The organism is Chryseobacterium cucumeris, from assembly GCF_001593385.1.
Lineage (GTDB): Bacteria > Bacteroidota > Bacteroidia > Flavobacteriales > Weeksellaceae > Chryseobacterium > Chryseobacterium cucumeris.
Window position 1 is genome coordinate 1,122,481 of the sequence record NZ_LUVZ01000001.1, and the last position, 17,334, is coordinate 1,139,814.

Below are 17,334 nucleotides of genomic sequence, written 5' to 3' on the forward strand. Positions count from 1 at the left end.
CTTAAAACAAAAGAAACAAAAGTTCAAGACCTGGACCTCTCCGCTAAAAATAAGTCCTGTTCTCTAAAAATTCTAAACTTGCGCGAAATCATTATTTCTTTATCGGTTCTGATTTTGCCTCGCGCTTCGGACAGGAGAATTTTCTTAACGTTCACAGGACTTATTTTTTTAACGCTGCGAGTTCCAATGTCAGTTTTAGGTAGTAAATAGAACTATTTGTTTGTGTCTAAATGAAGAAAGGACCGTTTTTTATTGTATTATTTTCTTTTGTCTTAAAACAAAAGAAACAAAAATTCAAGACCTGGATTTCTTCACTAAAAATAAGTCCTGTTCTCTAAAAATTCTAAACTTGCGCGAAATCATTATTTCTCTATCGGTTCTGATTTTGCCTCGCGCTTCGGACAGGAGAATTTTCTTAACGTTCACAGGACTTATTTTTTTAACGCTGCGAGTTCGATGTCGTCTTTAAAAAGTTTCGGCCTCACTTTGTGAGGCCGAAACTTTTATATTGTTATTCAGAATTAGAACTGCATTTCAGGAATCTCTCCTTCAATAATCAGATCTGCTTCTGTTGCTTTAATAATGTCTTCTACCGAAACACCTGGTGCCCTTTCCACCAGCTTGAATCCTGCCGGAGTTACATCCAGAACAGCTAATTCCGTCACTACTTTTTTCACACAGTTTACACCCGTTAAAGGAAGTGTACATTTTTTAAGAATTTTACTTTCTCCTGCTTTGTTTACGTGCATCATGGCTACAATAATATTTTCAGCAGAAGCTACAAGGTCCATCGCACCTCCCATTCCTTTTACCATTTTTCCGGGAATCTTCCAGTTGGCAATATCTCCGTTTTCCGAAACTTCCATTGCTCCAAGAATGGTAAGGTCCACTTTCTGACCACGGATCATCCCGAAACTGAAGGCTGAATCAAAGAATGAACCTCCTTCCAGAATAGTAATAGTCTGTTTTCCGGCATTGATGATATCAGCATCTTCTTCTCCTTCGAAAGGAAATGGCCCCATACCCAATACTCCGTTTTCACTCTGGAATTCTACGGAAATACCTTCCGGAACATAGTTGGCAACCAAAGTAGGAATTCCAATTCCCAGGTTTACATAATAACGATCTTTCAGTTCTTTTGAAATTCTTTTGGCAATTTGTTCTTTTGTAAGCATAATAAAAACTTAGACTGCAATTTAATTATTTTCACTTGAATACAAAAGAGCTTTGTTGTATTCAATAATTAACACTGTTAGTTAAAATAATATCTGTAATTTTGTTCCATTATTTTTTAATAGAATGAAAATACTTTTTAGATATCTAAAACCTTATCAGTGGCTGATAATCATCTCTTTATTTTTGGCTACTGTCAATCAGGTTTTTTCTTTATTTGCTCCGGCGATCACAGGAAATATCCTTGATCAGCTGGTTACCCATCCCAACTTTTTTGATAAAGAAAAGCTATTGCCCAGAAGCCTGAATGAATATTTATACGGAAGCTCTTTATATCACGGTGCTTTTTACTTCTTGGGGCTTCTTATCGGAACTGCAATGGTAAGCAGAATTGCCAAAGCTTTTCAGGATTATGTAGTCAGTGTGATTACTCAAAAGTTTGGAGCGAAAATATTTACAGACGGTTTAAAACACTCCATGGCACTGCCTTATCAGGAATTTGAAGACCAGAGAAGTGGTGAAACCTTGTCAATTTTAACGAAAGTAAGAGAAGATACAGTGAAATTCATCACGAATTTCATTAATATTTTCTTCGGAATTCTCGTCAGTATTATTTTCGTCTCGGTGTATGCGATCCGTTTACACTGGTCTATTATGCCGGTTTATATCTGTGGAATTTTCTTTATTGCCATTGTCACCAATTTATTGAGTAAGAGAATCAAAGTGATCCAGAAAAATATTGTAACGGAAACCACCGCTTTAGCCGGAAGTACTACTGAAAGTCTTAGAAATATTGAAATTGTTAAAAGTTTAGGATTAACCAATCAGGAAGTAATCCGTTTAAATAACAATACGTATAAGATTCTTGGCCTTGAACTGAGAAAGGTGAAAAGCATCCGTTCTTTAAGTTTTATTCAGGGTACCATGGTCAATTTTCTTCAACAGATGATTACTCTGACTTTATTGTATTTAATTTTTAAGAATATTGTTACACCAGGTCAGTATTTATCTCTGATGTTTTATGGTTTCTTTATTTTCGGACCAATGCAGGAAATTGGAAACATTATTATTTCTTATCGTGAGGCAGAAGCTTCTCTTCAGAATTTTGACCGTTTGATGAAAAAAGAGGTAGAAGAAAAACCTCTTCACCCGAAACAAATCGGGGCTATTGAGGAACTGGAATTCAAACATGTTTCATTCAAGCATCAGTCTGCGCAGTATAAAGCTTTAAATAATATTTCTTTTGATCTTAAAAACGGTGAGACCATTGCTTTTGTAGGACCGAGCGGTTCCGGAAAAAGTACCCTGGTGAAACTATTGGTTGGATTGTACAGACCTCAGGAAGGGAATATTTTTTACAATGGAATCAATGGAAAGGAATTTGATTTTGATGAGCTGAGAAATCAGATTGGTTTTGTAACACAGGATACCCAGTTATTTGCAGGAACTATTAAAGAGAACCTTCTTTTCGTTAATCCTTCCGCTACTGAAGAAGAACTGGCCGTTGCTCTACAGAAATCAAGCTGTACCGCATTATTGGAAAGGGCTGAGAAAGGAATTGAAACCGTAATTGGTGAAGGTGGTCTTAAGCTGAGTGGCGGTGAAAAACAAAGAATTGCCATTGCAAGAGCACTTTTGAGAAAACCTCATCTTTTAATTTTTGATGAAGCTACTTCTGCACTGGACAGTATTACCGAAGAAGAAATTACCACGACCATTAAGGACATTTCGAAAGAAAGAGAGCAGATTACCGTTCTTATTGCACATCGTTTAAGCACGATTATGCATGCAGACAAAATTTATGTTCTTGAACGCGGACAGATTGTGGAAACGGGTTCTCACGCCAATCTCATTGACGAAAAAGGGTTGTACTACGCCATGTGGAGACAACAGATCGGAGAAAGAAAAACACTTACTCCTCAAGCATAAAAAAAGCGCTGAACATCGATTCAGCGCTTTTTGTTTTTATTGTTTTGAACTTATTCTTTAGTTCTTACAGTTCTCTGCTCAATTCTTTTTTCAAATTTTTCTCCCTGGAAAATTCTCTGAACCATGATTCCCGGAATATGAATTTCGTTCGGGTCTAATTGTCCCGGTTCTACAAGTTCTTCCACTTCAGCAATGGTAATTTTTGCCGCACCCGCCATCGGATGGTTGAAGTTTCTTGCTGATCCTTTAAAAATAAGGTTTCCTGCATGATCACCTTTCCATGCTTTTACGATAGAAAAGTCTGCATCGTATGCATGCTCCAGAATATGAGGTTTTCCTTTGAATTCTTTTACCTCTTTCCCTTCTGCTACTTCAGTTCCATACCCTGCAGGTGTATAAAATGCCGGAATTCCGGCCTGGGCAGCTCTGCATTTTTCAGCTAAAGTTCCCTGAGGAGTAAGTTCTACATCCAATTCACCTGAAAGCATTTGTCTTTCAAATTCAGCATTTTCTCCTACATAAGAAGAAATCATTTTCTTAATCTGCCTTTTGTGAAGCAATAGTCCTAATCCGAAATCATCTACTCCTGCATTGTTTGAAATACAAGTCAGATCTTTCACATCGCTTTCTACCAAAGCATTGATTGAGTTTTCAGGAATTCCGCAAAGTCCGAATCCACCTAGCATCAGTGTCATTCCATCATTAATTCCTTCGATGGCCTCCTTTGCATTTTTTACTCTTTTATCTATCATGAAATATTAGATTTTTCTGTTGGCTAAATTTAATAAATTTTCTTGTATATCCTATGAGTGGAAAGATTACTGAATTTAATACATTTTTAAAAATCGATCTGAAACTTTTAAAAACATCATAATCAAAACATTACATCAAAAACTGAACAAGTCTGTTCATTTTTTATCTTATTTCTCATCAATTTCATCTATATTTGCCCTCTCAAAGCCGGAAATACTGTTTTTCAGTTCCGACGGAAATTTAAACACAACTTTAATGTAGAAATTATTTTATGGCAGATTACTACTGTCCTCATCACTTCTTTTGATCTCTATGAAGGTCTCTTTCAATATCTGCCATCTCACTAATCATATAAAAATATCAAAGCTTACATAAAAACATGAAAAAATTATTTACCTCAGCATTACTTGCACTGGTACTCAGCATCAATGTATGCGCACAGGAAAAAACGTATTTCGATGAAAACTGGGAAAAAACTACTCAGGACAATATGGAATATTACCGTGAAACGACTCCTAAAGGAAAACTTACCCTTATCAAAGATTTCTATAAGGACGGAAAGCTCCAGATGGAAGGACTGGCTTCAGACACTACTCCTAGCAGTGAGGTTTTTGAGGGAAAAGTAACCTGGTATACTGAAGAAGGAAAGGTTCAGAATTTTGCCACCTATTCCAACGGACAGCAGATTGGTCCGGCACAGACTTATGATATGAATGGCAGGCTGACAGAAGATGTGGTATATAAAGCTGACGGAAGTTTTTCAGGAAAGATGTTCAGTTATAAGGATGCTGAGGATGGAATGGACTTTAATATTGTGGTGGATTACGAAAACTCTACGCCTGTAAAAACAATCGTTTATGATGATGACATTAAAGGGATCAGAAATGAAACCATCATTGATAAAGACAGTAATACCGAAACAAAATATTACGGTGAAAAAGGAAAATATCTGGGCAGCAACACTACCTCCGGTTCGGGTGAAAATATGGTAGTAGATTACTATTCCAGTCCCATGAGGATCTCTAAGATAGAAAAATACAGAAAGGACGGCAGTGTAAAAGAAGGCGTCATTTATAGCAAAAGCGGAAAGATCTTACAGGAACAGAAAATGAATAAAAAAGATGGCTATAAAACCACTTATGATGAGTCGGGTAAAAAAATAGCCCATCTGGTATACCAATATGATAAGGAAAATGATATTTATAATCCAATGGACGGGGATGATTACCATCTGGCTTATGAATATTCACAGATTTCCTCTATTGATACTTATGAAAAAGGCTCAAAGGTAACCAGTAAATATTTTGATGAAGACGGAAAGTTATCCTCCGAGCAATTTTTAAAAGATGATCTTATCCAGGAAATCAAATATTATTCACCGGATGGAAAGCTGAAATCTACATTAACATACAAAGATGGTATCCCTTATAATGGTACTACTTATGAAGGTTTTAGTGAAACTGTTTATAAGGAAGGTATTATCATAAATATCAAAAACTTTTTTGAAGGTGACAATACAAAACTGAGTTTTGAAAAAAAGCTGAACGCTAAACAAACAGGCTATGATGCAACCGTTTACGATCCCAAAGGCACTATTCTATATACATTTACACAACCTATCACTGAAGACGGGGAAGATTATTCCTTCACAGCACAAATCACACAGTATGTAAAAGGAAAGCCTGCCAATAAGTCTTCTGTAAAAGCAGGTGTTATTCAAAGTGGAAAAATCAGAATAAAAACATGGGATGGAGCTAAAGAACTTGAACGCAGCGGGAAATGGATCTTGTTAAAACTTTATAATATGGATGGAAAGCTCATTCAGGAAACTAAAACGCTGGCCGATACTCAGGAGGAAGATGCTTCTGCCGAAAACCAGACGCTGATTAACGAGGATGATCTGCACCATTTATTTGACTAATTACCACAACTATATATCAAAGGCGGTTTCATTTTTTTGGAACCGTTTTTTGTTTAACCGCAAACGGGCACAGATTTTCACAGATAATTATGGAAAATTATACTTTTTTACATCCATAAAAAAGAGGCTATCATTGTTGACAGCCTCTTCATAATAATTGTGTTGTGTTTATCTTACTGAATAATCAGTTTTAAAGTAAATAGTTTTCTTCCGTGTACTTTTACATAGTAAACGCCTGCCGGAAGATTTTCATTCACCAAAGAGAAACGTTGGTTATTGATATTTTTCGATACATACAGTAATTCTCCCGAAGCTGAAACCAATTCAATTTTTTCAATCGGATAATCACTTTTAATAAAAGTAGGCTGTCCCGGTTTGGTTGGATTAGGATACAACACTACATTTTTCTCTGTACTTCTTGTTTCTTCCGTTCCTAAAGTAGGTGAAGCCACCTGGAATTGTACTCTGTTCGAAACTTCTGTGTATGAATCATTGGTAAACATGACCATGTAATAATTTCCCGGTGTTGCAGGTACTGCTGTTCCCTGAATAGTTTTTGTTCCCTGAGTTATTCCGTCAAAATAGGTATAAGAAACAAAATTATCATCCGGTGTCTGAACACTCTGAGGATATATTCCCAACCAGTCTTTGATAATTCCCGGAGAATCCGTCCATGAAGCCGTAATATTTTCACCCAAGGTATAAACAGGTTTGTTGATCCAAAGATCAGTAACGATATCTCCTACTTTGAAGAACACCTTCTCCCCGATTCCGTTATATCCGTCTTCCAATAAATACTGAGCATAATAATACCCTTTTGGAAGTCCTGTGAAATTAAGAGTTCCTGATGCAGTTGTTACATAGCTCCATTTGATAGAAGCTGTAGTTCCCGGAGTTTGTCCCATTTTGTAAATTCCGATCCAGTCTTTCTGTAAGTTGGGTCCGTTTGTAAAATTAATAGTAACGGTTCCTCCCACAGGATACGTATCAGCAGTAGTCTGCAGCTGTACTTTCGGTCCTACATAGAAATTTTTTCTTGGAGTGATTTCTGTATATCCTCCATTTGCAAAGAATCCTGCAAAATACTGACCTTTAGTAGCCAGACCATTATTGAAAGTCACTGTTCCAGCAGTCTGCCCGTTCGTATAAATATAGCCTTGTGAAGTGGTAGAAGCAGGAGTTTGTCCTTTTTTATAGATTCCTACCCAATCCTGCTGATTTCCCGGACCACCTGTAAACGTAGCCGTAATTGCTTCATTTTGTGCATATTCTGTTTTGTTTAAAGTAAATGTAGGATTTGACACTACACTTCCTGTAATTTCGAACTGCTTCACATCACTCCAGTCGCTCCACTCAAGGTTTCTGTCTCTGTAACGTGTTTTTACATAATAGATTCCGTTGGGAATAGAATTCGCTGCCAATGTCGCTTTGGTGATGTCTACTCCATCATTCAGGTTTTTCGTTTTATCAGGAGTTCCGTTTCCGTCTTTTCCGAACCAGTTTTCAAAATCGCGGTAGAATTCCTTTTCAATCACAGAGAAGTTCGAGGCTTTACTGATCTGGAACTGTGTTGTATTTAAAAGCTCTCCGTTAGAAGATGAAAATGCACTTCCATTTAATGTCAAAGGTAAAGTAATGGGTCCTGAGAACGTATTGGTAATGGATGGTTTTGCAGGTTTAGGTTGATTTTTATATCTGTGGAAAGAATCTACCAACACATTGTTTTTCTTATTGTAAATTCCACCGATCGAATAACATTCGACATCTACTTTTCCGGTTGGGACATCTACTTCCACGATCTGATAGGTCCAGTCTGTCAAAGTTTTCTGAACATCGTCAAAATCCTGTTCATTAGACATTCCCCAATACTGATCCCATGCAGTTCCTCCGGAAATAATCTGGTAATTCGGTGTGTTTTTAAGCTGACCTCTGTGGTATAAATGATGGTGGGCTCCCACGTGCATTAAATATTTATCAGAAGTTACCAGAAGCGGTACTGCATTTTCTCTTACCCATGTAGAAATATCTCCTACATACTGCTCAGCCTGATACGGTCTGTGGCTTAAAGAAATAATCCAGTCTACCGTAGAATCATTGTTGGCCGCCGTTAAAATCTGCTGAAGCCATGTCTGTTGTGCTGATCCTGTATGTTCAGAACTTAAGCTCACAAATAATACATTTCCTGCCTGCTGGGCGTAATAATTTTCATTTCCTGAGCTTATACCTTTATAACTGATTTCATCAATATAAAAATGAGCATAGTAAGAATTCATTCCCATCGTTCCGTAAGTTTCATGATTTCCTACCGTTGTCTGAATAGGCAGATAAGGTGATAATTTGATATTCTTTTTAAAGTGAACATTTTCATAATGGTCCAATGTACCTACGTCTACCTGGTCACCTACCATAAAAGTAAGCGCAATATTATCTGACGGATCTGAAGCAGCTCCGAATTTTTCCTTTAATTTTTTATAGGCATTCAAAGTAAGCGTATCATATCTCGGTTCTGCTTTGATCTGGTTGTCCCCCATAATAAGGAAGCGGATCTTTCCATTGGCAGTTACCGCCTGTCCCGGTAAAGGAAGTGTTCTGAAATTATAAACGGCAGACTCGCTGGTTCCTGTTTTGATCTTATAATAATATTTGGTATTCGGCTGAAGGTTAGTAATCTTTGCTGTGTGGTAATAGTAATTGTTGTTGTATCCCGTATCTGAGAAGATGTTGGTAGTTCCCGTTACGGTAACATTCAGATTCGCTGGAGAATTTCCGTAGATTACTGTTGTTTCATTATTGGAAGCTGTTTTCCAATTGACGATCATAGAATTCGGAGTCGGGTTTTGTAAATAAGGGAACAAAGCCTGCCCGAAAGCCATTTGGACCGCGAAACAAAAAAAGAAGAAATAATGTTTCATAATCGTTTTCGTTTTAAAATAACATATAGAATTTCGAATTGTAAATCAACTATTTAAAAATCCTTGCTAAGATTTTTTACTTCGGGCAAAAGTAGAGTTCCCATATAAACTCTGTCTGATGGTATTTTAAAGAAACCGTTAATTTTTCAGCGAAACCGGAATGAAAAAATTATAGTTTTTAGCACATTAAATATTTGGTGTATTCAAAAACTATTTTGTACATTTGCAACCTGTTATTCAACCTCTGACGAAGAACGTGTAAGTTGCTTAGCTTTAACATTTTATTTTATTAATAATGGATTTATTAAAGTACGTACAAGACAAGTACATTGCGAAAAAAGAATTCCCTGAATTCAAAGCAGGTGATACAATTACTGTGTATTACGAAATTAAAGAAGGACAAAAGACCAGAACTCAGTTCTTCAAAGGAACAGTTATCCAATTAAGAGGTACTGGTTCTACAAAAACTTTCACTATCAGAAAAATGAGTGGTGATGTAGGTGTAGAAAGAGTATTCCCTATTAACATGCCTGCACTTCAAAAAATCGAAGTTGATAGAAGAGGTAGAGTTAGAAGAGCTAGAATTTACTACTTCAGAGACCTTAGAGGTAAAAAAGCAAGAATCAAAGACGCTGCTTACAAGAAGAAATAATTCAGACAACAATACATACAAAAAGAGGCTGTTTACGTGTAAACAGTCTCTTTTTTTGTTTCAATATTTTTTACTTTTTATAGGGAACTCCTTCTCCGGTTTCCAGAAATTTTTTCAGACTGCCTATAAATTGCAGCCAACCATTGGAGCAGATCTCATAGCATTCAACAGCCGGGTTCAGACCGATATGAGTAAGTTTTATCTGGCAACCCCCTTTCCTTTCCTCTATTTCCCATACAATTGTTGTTCCGATCCATTCTGTTTGGTTCTTTAAATCGGGAAGAGCAATTAATGAGTCTTCAACAGACCATACAACTTTTACATTGGCGGTTAATTCTTTCACACGCATTGTTTTGTGAATCTGATCTCCAAATCTTATGGTGAAAAGATTTCCCTCCTCCGAAGATGAACCTTCAAACAATTCAGTCCACCAAAGAGGAATTTCATGAGTCAAAGCATGGTACATTTTATCTACAGTAGTGTTGATCTCAACTATATGCATGTAATTCTCAACGTTACTGGTACTCATTGTTTTCATAAAACATATATTAGGTAATACAATTTTATGAAATTTACTATGAATCAGGCTTTTCATAAGACAAGAAAAATACATTGCAATTCTTGAATAGAAGTCTTTTTGAAATTTTATATTATTACAATCCTGTCAAGGTTTAAAACCTTGACAGGATTCACAATCAGTACTTTAATCAGTTGCAAAAAGACTATTCTTTCTTCATAAGATATTGCAAAGGTGTTGAACCTGTGTGTTTTTTGAAAAACTCAATAAAAGCACTGTCTGATGAAAAGTCAAGGATATGCGACACCTCTCCTATTGAATTACCTTCTACCAAAAGTTCAATAGACCGCTGTAACCTCCATTGCTGTCTCCAATCCTGATAAGACAGTCCGGTTTCTTTTTTAAAAATACGGCTGATCGTTTTCTCCACTGCTCCGGTTTTTTCTGCAAGATTTTTCAACATTGGAGGTATAGACTGACGTAGCGTCCACTCTTCAACGATTCTCTTAAAACGTCTGTCCTGCGGCATTTTAAGTTCCAGTTTTTCTTCCTGAGCCCTTTGCATTTCATCCCAGAATACGTTTAAAAGATTGGTTTGGTCACTTTTAAGAGCTGACCATTCCCAAAAACAAATCCTTTCTATGATTTCCTTTAACAAGGTGTTGACATGAAGAACTTTCAGATCTGATTTTATATACTTTTGGGAATAATCTTCATCAAAATAGATGGATCTGTAGGCTACAATGTTTCTGAAATTCACACGATGAACTTCATGGGCAGGAATCCAAAGCATTCTGAACGGAGGAAGAACCAACTGTCTGTCAGAAGTAGTCACTGTCATACAGCCTGATGGCGCATACAACAACTGAGACTTTGTTTTATGAAAGTGAAAACCGGAATCATGCAATACCATATCAGAAGCTATTCCAATTACATTTTCGTGAAGGGTATCTGCATTAAAACTTTCATTTTGCTTCAGTATAGCCATGTCCTATTTTTGATACTTTTTGTTTTTACATCATTATAAATATACATGGATTTTTTGGAAACTTTGCAGAAAAAAATGAAAAAGACAAATCCTATCTGGCTGCTGACTCTACTTGTGATGCTTCCTCAGTTTGTAGAAACCATCTACAGTCCAGTTTTACCAATGGTACAGGAGAAATTTGAAGTGAATGAAGAATCAGTTACCTTAACGATCAGTTTATATTTTATAGCATTTGCGCTGGGGGTAGCATTCTGGGGTATTCAATGCGACAGGATCGGAAGAAAAAAATCAATGGAATATGGTCTCATTACCTATGGAATCGGAACCCTGGCAGCTGTTTTTACTTCTGATTTTATGATTCTTCTTACAGCCAGGATTATTTCAGCATTTGGAATTTCAGTGGGTTCCATTGTGACTCAAACCATTTTAAGAGACAGCTATGACAAAGATAATCTGAGTAAAGTATTTTCCTGGATCGGAATCGGCTTATCTGTAAGTCCTGTAGTAGGAATGATTACCGGTTCGGTATTGGCTTCTTCCTTCGGATATCCGAGTGTATTCATCACATTATGTATGCTGGCAATCCTATTCTTCATGCTCTCCCGACAGAAAATTTCGGAAACCCATCATTCGGAAAAGGAAATCAGCATGAATATTTTGATACGTTTGCTCAAGCGGATGCTCTGTGATCAGGACATCATCAGATGCTGTTTATTAATCATGAGTTTCAATGTTTTATTATTTTCATACTATTCGCTGGCTCCTTTTATTTTTAAAGAAAATCATTATTCATCTTATGTCTTTGGGTACAGCAGTATGATACTGGCAACAGGTACATTTGCAGGAGCAAAAATTAACAGATACCTGTTATTCAAGAATATACAACCTAACTATTTAGTAAAAGCAAGTATATGTATAGCATTTATCTCCTCTATTTTCGTATGGATTCTGATAGGTACAGGAATATACTTTTTAATTCCTTATTTCTTCATTGTGATGGCATTCAGCATGGCTATTCCTAATATCTTGAGTACCGCCCTCATTCATTATAAAAGTGAGACAGGAAGTGCCGGAGCTTTATTGGGATTGATTTATTATATCCTGATAGGTTCAGGACTAATAGCGATTGGTTTTATACAGAACCTGGGAATTGCGTGTGTCTTGTTTTCTGGAATTGGAGTTTGTACTTTATTGCTGTTTGGGAACAAAAAGAATTGATTTTGAAACATTAAGTTAATGAAGTTAATAAGAATAGTTAAGTTTCATCAAAGATGAAAAATTAAGTAAAATGTTTATAAAGCTTATTATTTTTACTCACTTGCAAAAACTTAATGTTTCAAATATTTTATAGTTTACAATGAAATTATTGTATAAAATTATACAGTGCTTCAATAAATTTAGGATAGACTTCGATATGAGGAAGATGCCCTACATTTTCAATTTCGACAAGCTTTGAACCCGCAATTTCACGTTGAGTTTTCTTTCCCAATTCCTGATATTGCCCCATTTTAGGTTGAAGTTCTTTAGGAGCTCTGTCCTTTCCTATTGCGGTTCTGTCTCTTGTTCCAATAATAAGCAAGGTAGGAACTTTGATATTTTTAAACTCATAACATACCGGCTGATTGTAAATCATATCTGTGGTAAGTGCAGCATCCCAAGCTACCTGAGGATAATCTTTATGAAGAGTCCATCCTGCGATTAAGTCAAGCCAGGGTTGATATTCTTCTTTCCATTTGTTGTCGTAATAGAATTTAAGCTGATAATTCTTATACGTTTCAGCTGTATTTTTAAGTTCAGACTGATAAGCCTGGTCAATGGTCTGGTAGGCTGCAAAAGTTTTATAATCTTCCAGTCCGATCGGGTTTTCGAGAATCAGTTTCTGTACTTTCTCAGGATATAGTAATGTAAATCTGGTGGCCACCATTCCTCCCATTGAATGTCCCAATACTATGGCTTTGTCAATTTTCAGTTCATCCAGAACCGCTTTTGTATTTTCTGCAAGCTGTGAAAAAGAAAATTGGTAAGTATGAGGCTTTGAAGATTTTCCAAATCCTATCTGATCAGGAATCACTACCCGGAATCCTTTGGCAGAAAGGTCTTTTGCTGTTCTTTCCCAGTACGCTCCATTAAAGTTTTTGCCGTGGAGAAGCATGACCGTTTTTCCGTTCGGTTTTTGCGGTCTTACATCCATATAAGCCATTTTCAAATCTTCGCCCTGAGACTTGAAATTGAGATAATGTACTTCGTAAGGATATTGATAATCAGACAGCATTGCATCCAGAGGTTTTACCTGTGAAAACATAAAACCGGAGACTGTCAAAGAAAAAACAGTCATTATATTTCTGAAATGTTTCATGAAACGTTTATTTTAAAGATAAAATTAAAAAAAACCGCTCCAAAAGGAACGGTTTCAACTGTTATTTTTAGTTAAATATTTTTTAGACAATTATGCCATTGAAACTTCTTTTTCTTTTTTTGAAGGTAAATTCATCAAAACAATGGCAAAAAGAATCAGAACAATTCCTACCCACTGGATCAGAAATACTTTCTCTCCCAACAAAACAAAAGCCATGGTAACAGAAACCGGAAGTTCCAGTGATGAAACGATACTTCCAAGTCCCAATCCTGCATTGGGAAACCCAACATTGAATAAGATTGGCGGGATAATTGTTCCAAAAAGAGCCAGTACAAATCCATACGTGAGAAATATTGAATAATTAAATGAATGGATATGCTCTGTATTATCGGTAAAATTCAGGTATAATGATTTTAAACCATCAAAATACATAGGCCCTATCTGGGCAAAGAATAAGAATGCAAAAACTACAACAGAACCACCTGCCAGCATAATAATACTCTTTCTGAAAACCGGAAGATGAGTAGCCAGTGTGTTTGAAGTAAACATCGTCAAAGTATAGGAAGCTGCTGCCATCAGTCCCCAGAAAACCCCATGCCAGTCCAGTTCTATTTCCATATTAATAAGATTTGTTGCCAGAACCGTTCCCAATAATACGATAACCACAGAGACCACTTTTCTTGTATTAGGCAGCTTTTTTGTAATAATACTCTCTACTACCACACTAAACCATACCGACTGCATCAATAATACAATAGCAATGGAAACATTGATATATTGTACGGCAATATAATAAAATAAACTGGTACCTCCCAAAGAAGTTCCTGCAAGCAAGAGCATTCTTACTTCTTTAGAACTTGGCATTGATAATTTCTGCTTTGAGGTTATGGTCTGAATAAAGTTGAGGATCAAAAGTCCTGTCAAACCTAAAACGAATTGGGAAGTAGTAACTTCTGAGGTTGTAAAACCATCATGATAAGCCATTTTCACAAAAGTGGCTAACATACCGTATATACTAGCTCCAATCCCTACAAATAAAACACCTTTTAGTATATTTTTCTTCTTCATAATTTTTTTAACAGCCTGCAAAGGTACGACATATTAATTTAATCATTCTGAAGTGTCATGGTAATAGATAAATAAAATCGCCGCAAGCAAGCTTGTGGCGATTTTGAGATTGTTTATAAAAGTAAATTATTTTTTAACCATTACTTTCGAAGCAGCTTCGAAACCTAGTCCTTTGATTTTAACCATATAAGTTCCGTTAACAAGATTGCTAGTAGAAATTGCTTTCTTAGCATCCGGTGAGATTTTATCTTCTGAAGAAACCAGCTTACCAGACATATCGTAAAGTTCTACACTTACTTTTCCAAGAGTATTGCTTGGGAACTTAATATAGAACTCGTCCTTGGCAGGATTTGGATAGATAGAAACATTATTGTTCTTATCTGCATTTACATCATTAGTAGCCAACAAACATGCCTCCGGAACATTAAAATCCTGAACCTGGTCATTAATATTATTTTTAACTCCCGCTGATGCATTTACCCCTAAACCTCTTCTTGCAAACACACCCCAGATCATACATTTATCCTGTCCCTGAGTAGTTGCCAGCTCAGCTGCTAAAATTGCATTTCTTCCATCAATAAAGCTAGGGTTACAACCCTGAAGTTTAAGAGCATCCGTTACTAACTGTAATACTTTTGTGCTTCCATTAGGCGTTGTGGACAATACGTCTGAAGAGTAACCATATTTTTCAACATATTTCCAGTGAAGATCCCATAGCATGGTTGCCCAAACAAAACCAATAGAGTGTACATCCGGAACAACAGCTGATCCGTTATTGTATTCCATTCCGTTGGTATTTCCGTAGGTAAATCCGTTAACAGCAAGATTTGTAGAATATTTCGCAGGTCTGATACCACCGCCTGTTATTGGTTGTCCTATTGCATAAGTCCCTATACCTCTAGCCACTGTAGCATCATCTCCGGCTTTATTAGTCAACATTAAAGCAAAGAAATCAGACCATCCTTCTCCCATTTGTTCTTTACTAATTCCTGAGTTCAGACAGTTGTATCCGGTGCCGGTCATTCTGTTGGAAATTCCGTGACCATATTCGTGAGTTACGATTCCGTTATCAAAGCTTCCGTCAGGGGTCATATTTCTTTTTAAGGTAACATTTACTACTGTACTTGCTGCAAGCTGAGTTTTGATATATTCACCTTCTGCATTGGTAATCAATACTGAAGGGATTGTAATTGCCGGATCATCACCCGCCATATTTCCCAAAGTAGAACCATTTACTGCGTTATTGTAAACAATAGCCGCTTTAGCTCCTGCATCCTGAAGGTTTTTCACTTTTATGGCAAAAGCACATGTTCCTCTCTCAACCAATCCTATTTTATCAACCAATGAACTTGCAGGCAGAGCCGTACATCCATCTAACACTGATGAAAGTGCTACATCTCCTGTTACTCCATTTATAGGTAGTGGGTTACCAAACTGTGCAGTTCCGGCTCCCGGTGTACGGGAAACAGCAGCGGTAGGTGCATTATAATAGAAAATTCTTCCAACAGAAGACCATAGGTACATCTGCATTTTACCATTATATCCGTCTGGTGGTGAAGAGAAGTTAGCATTATTTAATCCACTTCCATCCTGAGCCTCTGCATATACAGAATCATCTTCTCCTGTTGCAGCTCCATTTCCAAAATTGTTCTGCTGAAAGTTTCTTCCGGTTTCTGTAAATCCAAATTTGTAGAAAACATCATGAATTCTATTATTCAGATAAAATAAATTCGTAATAGAAGCATTTCTGTTGTTTAATGGAGTTTCATTAATATTAAAAGGAAAATCAAAATTTCTTGTTGCCCCACCTTCTGCCGGAGTTCCTGTAAGATAATCCGGTGCTGTTAAAGCTGTTCCTGCTGCATCTTCATAGGCAAAAACATTATTTCCTCTCGTAATGGTATAATGATTAGTTCCGTCAGAATGCCATCCTTCAGGAGAAGCACTCAGAATCCATGGATTGTTAATGATGGATCTTGAACCAAAAGTGGGTGCTTCAATTGGTAATGGAAATACGTTATATGATGCATTATCAGGTAAAAGCAATGGAATATTATTATTCTGTGCTACACTATTCTGAGGCCCAACTAATGTATTTTGAAAATGATCAGCATGGCTTTCCCCTACTTCTGAACCGTAAGCATCATGATGGAAATTACATGATAGTGTCAGATTGTTTTTCAACAGGATATTTCCATTGTTGGCATCTACTAAAATATTCCAGTAATTGGGAGATTTTGGCTCCATTAAAATATATTCGTAAGCCAAACGCAAGTTTCCATTCTCGTCATTTGTATAAACTAATCTTTGATTAGCAGATGTAGCTCTTTTCTGAGTCTTTTCAAGATATCCGAGAATCGTGAAATTCGCAATATCAGGATTCTTCAGATCCTCGGCAATTTTTTGAAGAGCTGTATTTTTATTAATAGCAGCTGTACCTGAAGTAGATGTAGTATAATCTGTAACAAAATTATCTGTGTAGTAAATAATTTTATTGTCCCTGATCAATGCTGTTCCTACAGAACTGTATACCGGCAAACCATTATAAGTCTGTAAAAATTTAACCACATTACCATTCAATGATTTTGACGGATCTATATTATCAACAATGATATTATTAAGATCAGACTTTTTATATTCCCTTATTTTATTTTGAGAAATATAATCTTTAATCAGTTTTTCATTATCCTGTCCGAACAATATTGCAGGAAATGCAGAAAATACTGCAAATAAAAGAGGTAGAGCTTTGTTTTTCATATCCATTATTAAAGGCGCTAATCTACAAATAATTCACAAAACTTTACGATTTTTTTTAACAAAAATAAATATGTAAATAAATACCTAAATAAAACAAAAAAAATCAAACTATTTTACATATTCCTCAATTAATAGAATAAAATAATATACTTAGATATTCAAGATTGTTTTTATTCTGTTTCTTTGATTTTTTTAGTTTAAATATTTCACAATACAAATAAATCTTTAATATAAATTTCTCATACAAACAAGACTCAACTATTTTTTATAATGTTATGTCTAATTTTTAAGAAACTCCTTTCCAATAT

The 17,334-nt window shown here is 36.1% G+C and carries 12 protein-coding genes; 4 read left to right on the plus strand and 8 right to left on the minus strand.

The window, feature by feature from the left end; all coding sequences use genetic code 11:
• Positions 1-521: 521 nt before the first annotated feature.
• Positions 522-1,175, minus strand: coding sequence for a CoA transferase subunit B (locus tag A1704_RS05050; RefSeq protein WP_002980639.1), 654 nt, complete (start codon positions 1,173-1,175; stop codon positions 522-524).
• Positions 1,176-1,299: 124 nt separating this feature from the next.
• Between A1704_RS05050 and A1704_RS05055 the strand changes: the two genes are divergently transcribed.
• Positions 1,300-3,102 (plus strand): ABC transporter ATP-binding protein, encoded by a 1,803-nt coding sequence (locus tag A1704_RS05055; protein ID WP_062671051.1) that lies wholly within the window; start codon positions 1,300-1,302, stop codon positions 3,100-3,102.
• Positions 3,103-3,152: 50 nt separating this feature from the next.
• Here A1704_RS05055 and A1704_RS05060 read toward each other — a convergent pair whose 3' ends face one another.
• On the minus strand, positions 3,153-3,854 hold the full coding sequence (locus tag A1704_RS05060; protein ID WP_062671053.1) for a CoA transferase subunit A: 702 nt from the start codon (positions 3,852-3,854) through the stop codon (positions 3,153-3,155).
• Between the two features lie 380 nt (positions 3,855-4,234).
• Between A1704_RS05060 and A1704_RS05065 the strand changes: the two genes are divergently transcribed.
• Positions 4,235-5,776 carry a toxin-antitoxin system YwqK family antitoxin gene (locus tag A1704_RS05065; RefSeq protein WP_062671056.1) on the plus strand — a complete coding sequence of 514 codons (1,542 nt, stop codon included), beginning with the start codon at positions 4,235-4,237 and terminating at the stop codon, positions 5,774-5,776.
• 173 nt (positions 5,777-5,949) lie between these two features.
• Here the strand turns inward: A1704_RS05065 and A1704_RS05070 are convergent, their stop codons facing one another.
• On the minus strand, positions 5,950-8,688 hold the full coding sequence (locus tag A1704_RS05070; protein ID WP_062671057.1) for a fibronectin type III domain-containing protein: 2,739 nt from the start codon (positions 8,686-8,688) through the stop codon (positions 5,950-5,952).
• 295 nt (positions 8,689-8,983) lie between these two features.
• On the opposite strand from A1704_RS05070, the gene rplS reads away from it, so the two are divergent.
• Entirely contained in the window at positions 8,984-9,340 is a 357-nt protein-coding gene (gene rplS, locus A1704_RS05075) for a 50S ribosomal protein L19 (RefSeq protein WP_002980648.1), read from the plus strand.
• A gap of 70 nt (positions 9,341-9,410) precedes the next feature.
• Here the strand turns inward: rplS and A1704_RS05080 are convergent, their stop codons facing one another.
• Both A1704_RS05080 and A1704_RS05085 read right to left on the minus strand, forming a co-directional pair.
• Positions 9,411-9,878, minus strand: coding sequence for an SRPBCC family protein (locus A1704_RS05080; RefSeq protein WP_157885748.1), 468 nt, complete (start codon positions 9,876-9,878; stop codon positions 9,411-9,413).
• 184 nt (positions 9,879-10,062) lie between these two features.
• Positions 10,063-10,845 (minus strand): AraC family transcriptional regulator, encoded by a 783-nt coding sequence (locus tag A1704_RS05085; protein WP_062671061.1) that lies wholly within the window; start codon positions 10,843-10,845, stop codon positions 10,063-10,065.
• 75 nt (positions 10,846-10,920) lie between these two features.
• Here A1704_RS05085 and A1704_RS05090 point away from each other — a divergent pair, with 75 nt between their 5' ends.
• The gene (locus tag A1704_RS05090; protein ID WP_062671597.1) at positions 10,921-12,063 is read left to right on the plus strand and encodes a multidrug effflux MFS transporter; all 1,143 of its coding nucleotides are present in this window, start codon (positions 10,921-10,923) and stop codon (positions 12,061-12,063) included.
• A gap of 145 nt (positions 12,064-12,208) precedes the next feature.
• Here the strand turns inward: A1704_RS05090 and A1704_RS05095 are convergent, their stop codons facing one another.
• The 3 genes from A1704_RS05095 to A1704_RS05105 form a co-directional block, all read right to left on the minus strand.
• A complete protein-coding gene (locus tag A1704_RS05095; RefSeq protein WP_394360848.1) occupies positions 12,209-13,180 on the minus strand; it encodes an alpha/beta fold hydrolase in 972 nt (323 codons plus the stop codon).
• 111 nt (positions 13,181-13,291) lie between these two features.
• Positions 13,292-14,269: an EamA family transporter gene (locus A1704_RS05100; protein WP_062671065.1), complete on the minus strand. Its 978-nt coding sequence runs from the start codon at positions 14,267-14,269 to the stop codon at positions 13,292-13,294.
• A gap of 126 nt (positions 14,270-14,395) precedes the next feature.
• Positions 14,396-17,026 (minus strand): T9SS-dependent M36 family metallopeptidase, encoded by a 2,631-nt coding sequence (locus A1704_RS05105; RefSeq protein ID WP_238590576.1) that lies wholly within the window; start codon positions 17,024-17,026, stop codon positions 14,396-14,398.
• Positions 17,027-17,334 lie beyond the last annotated feature (308 nt).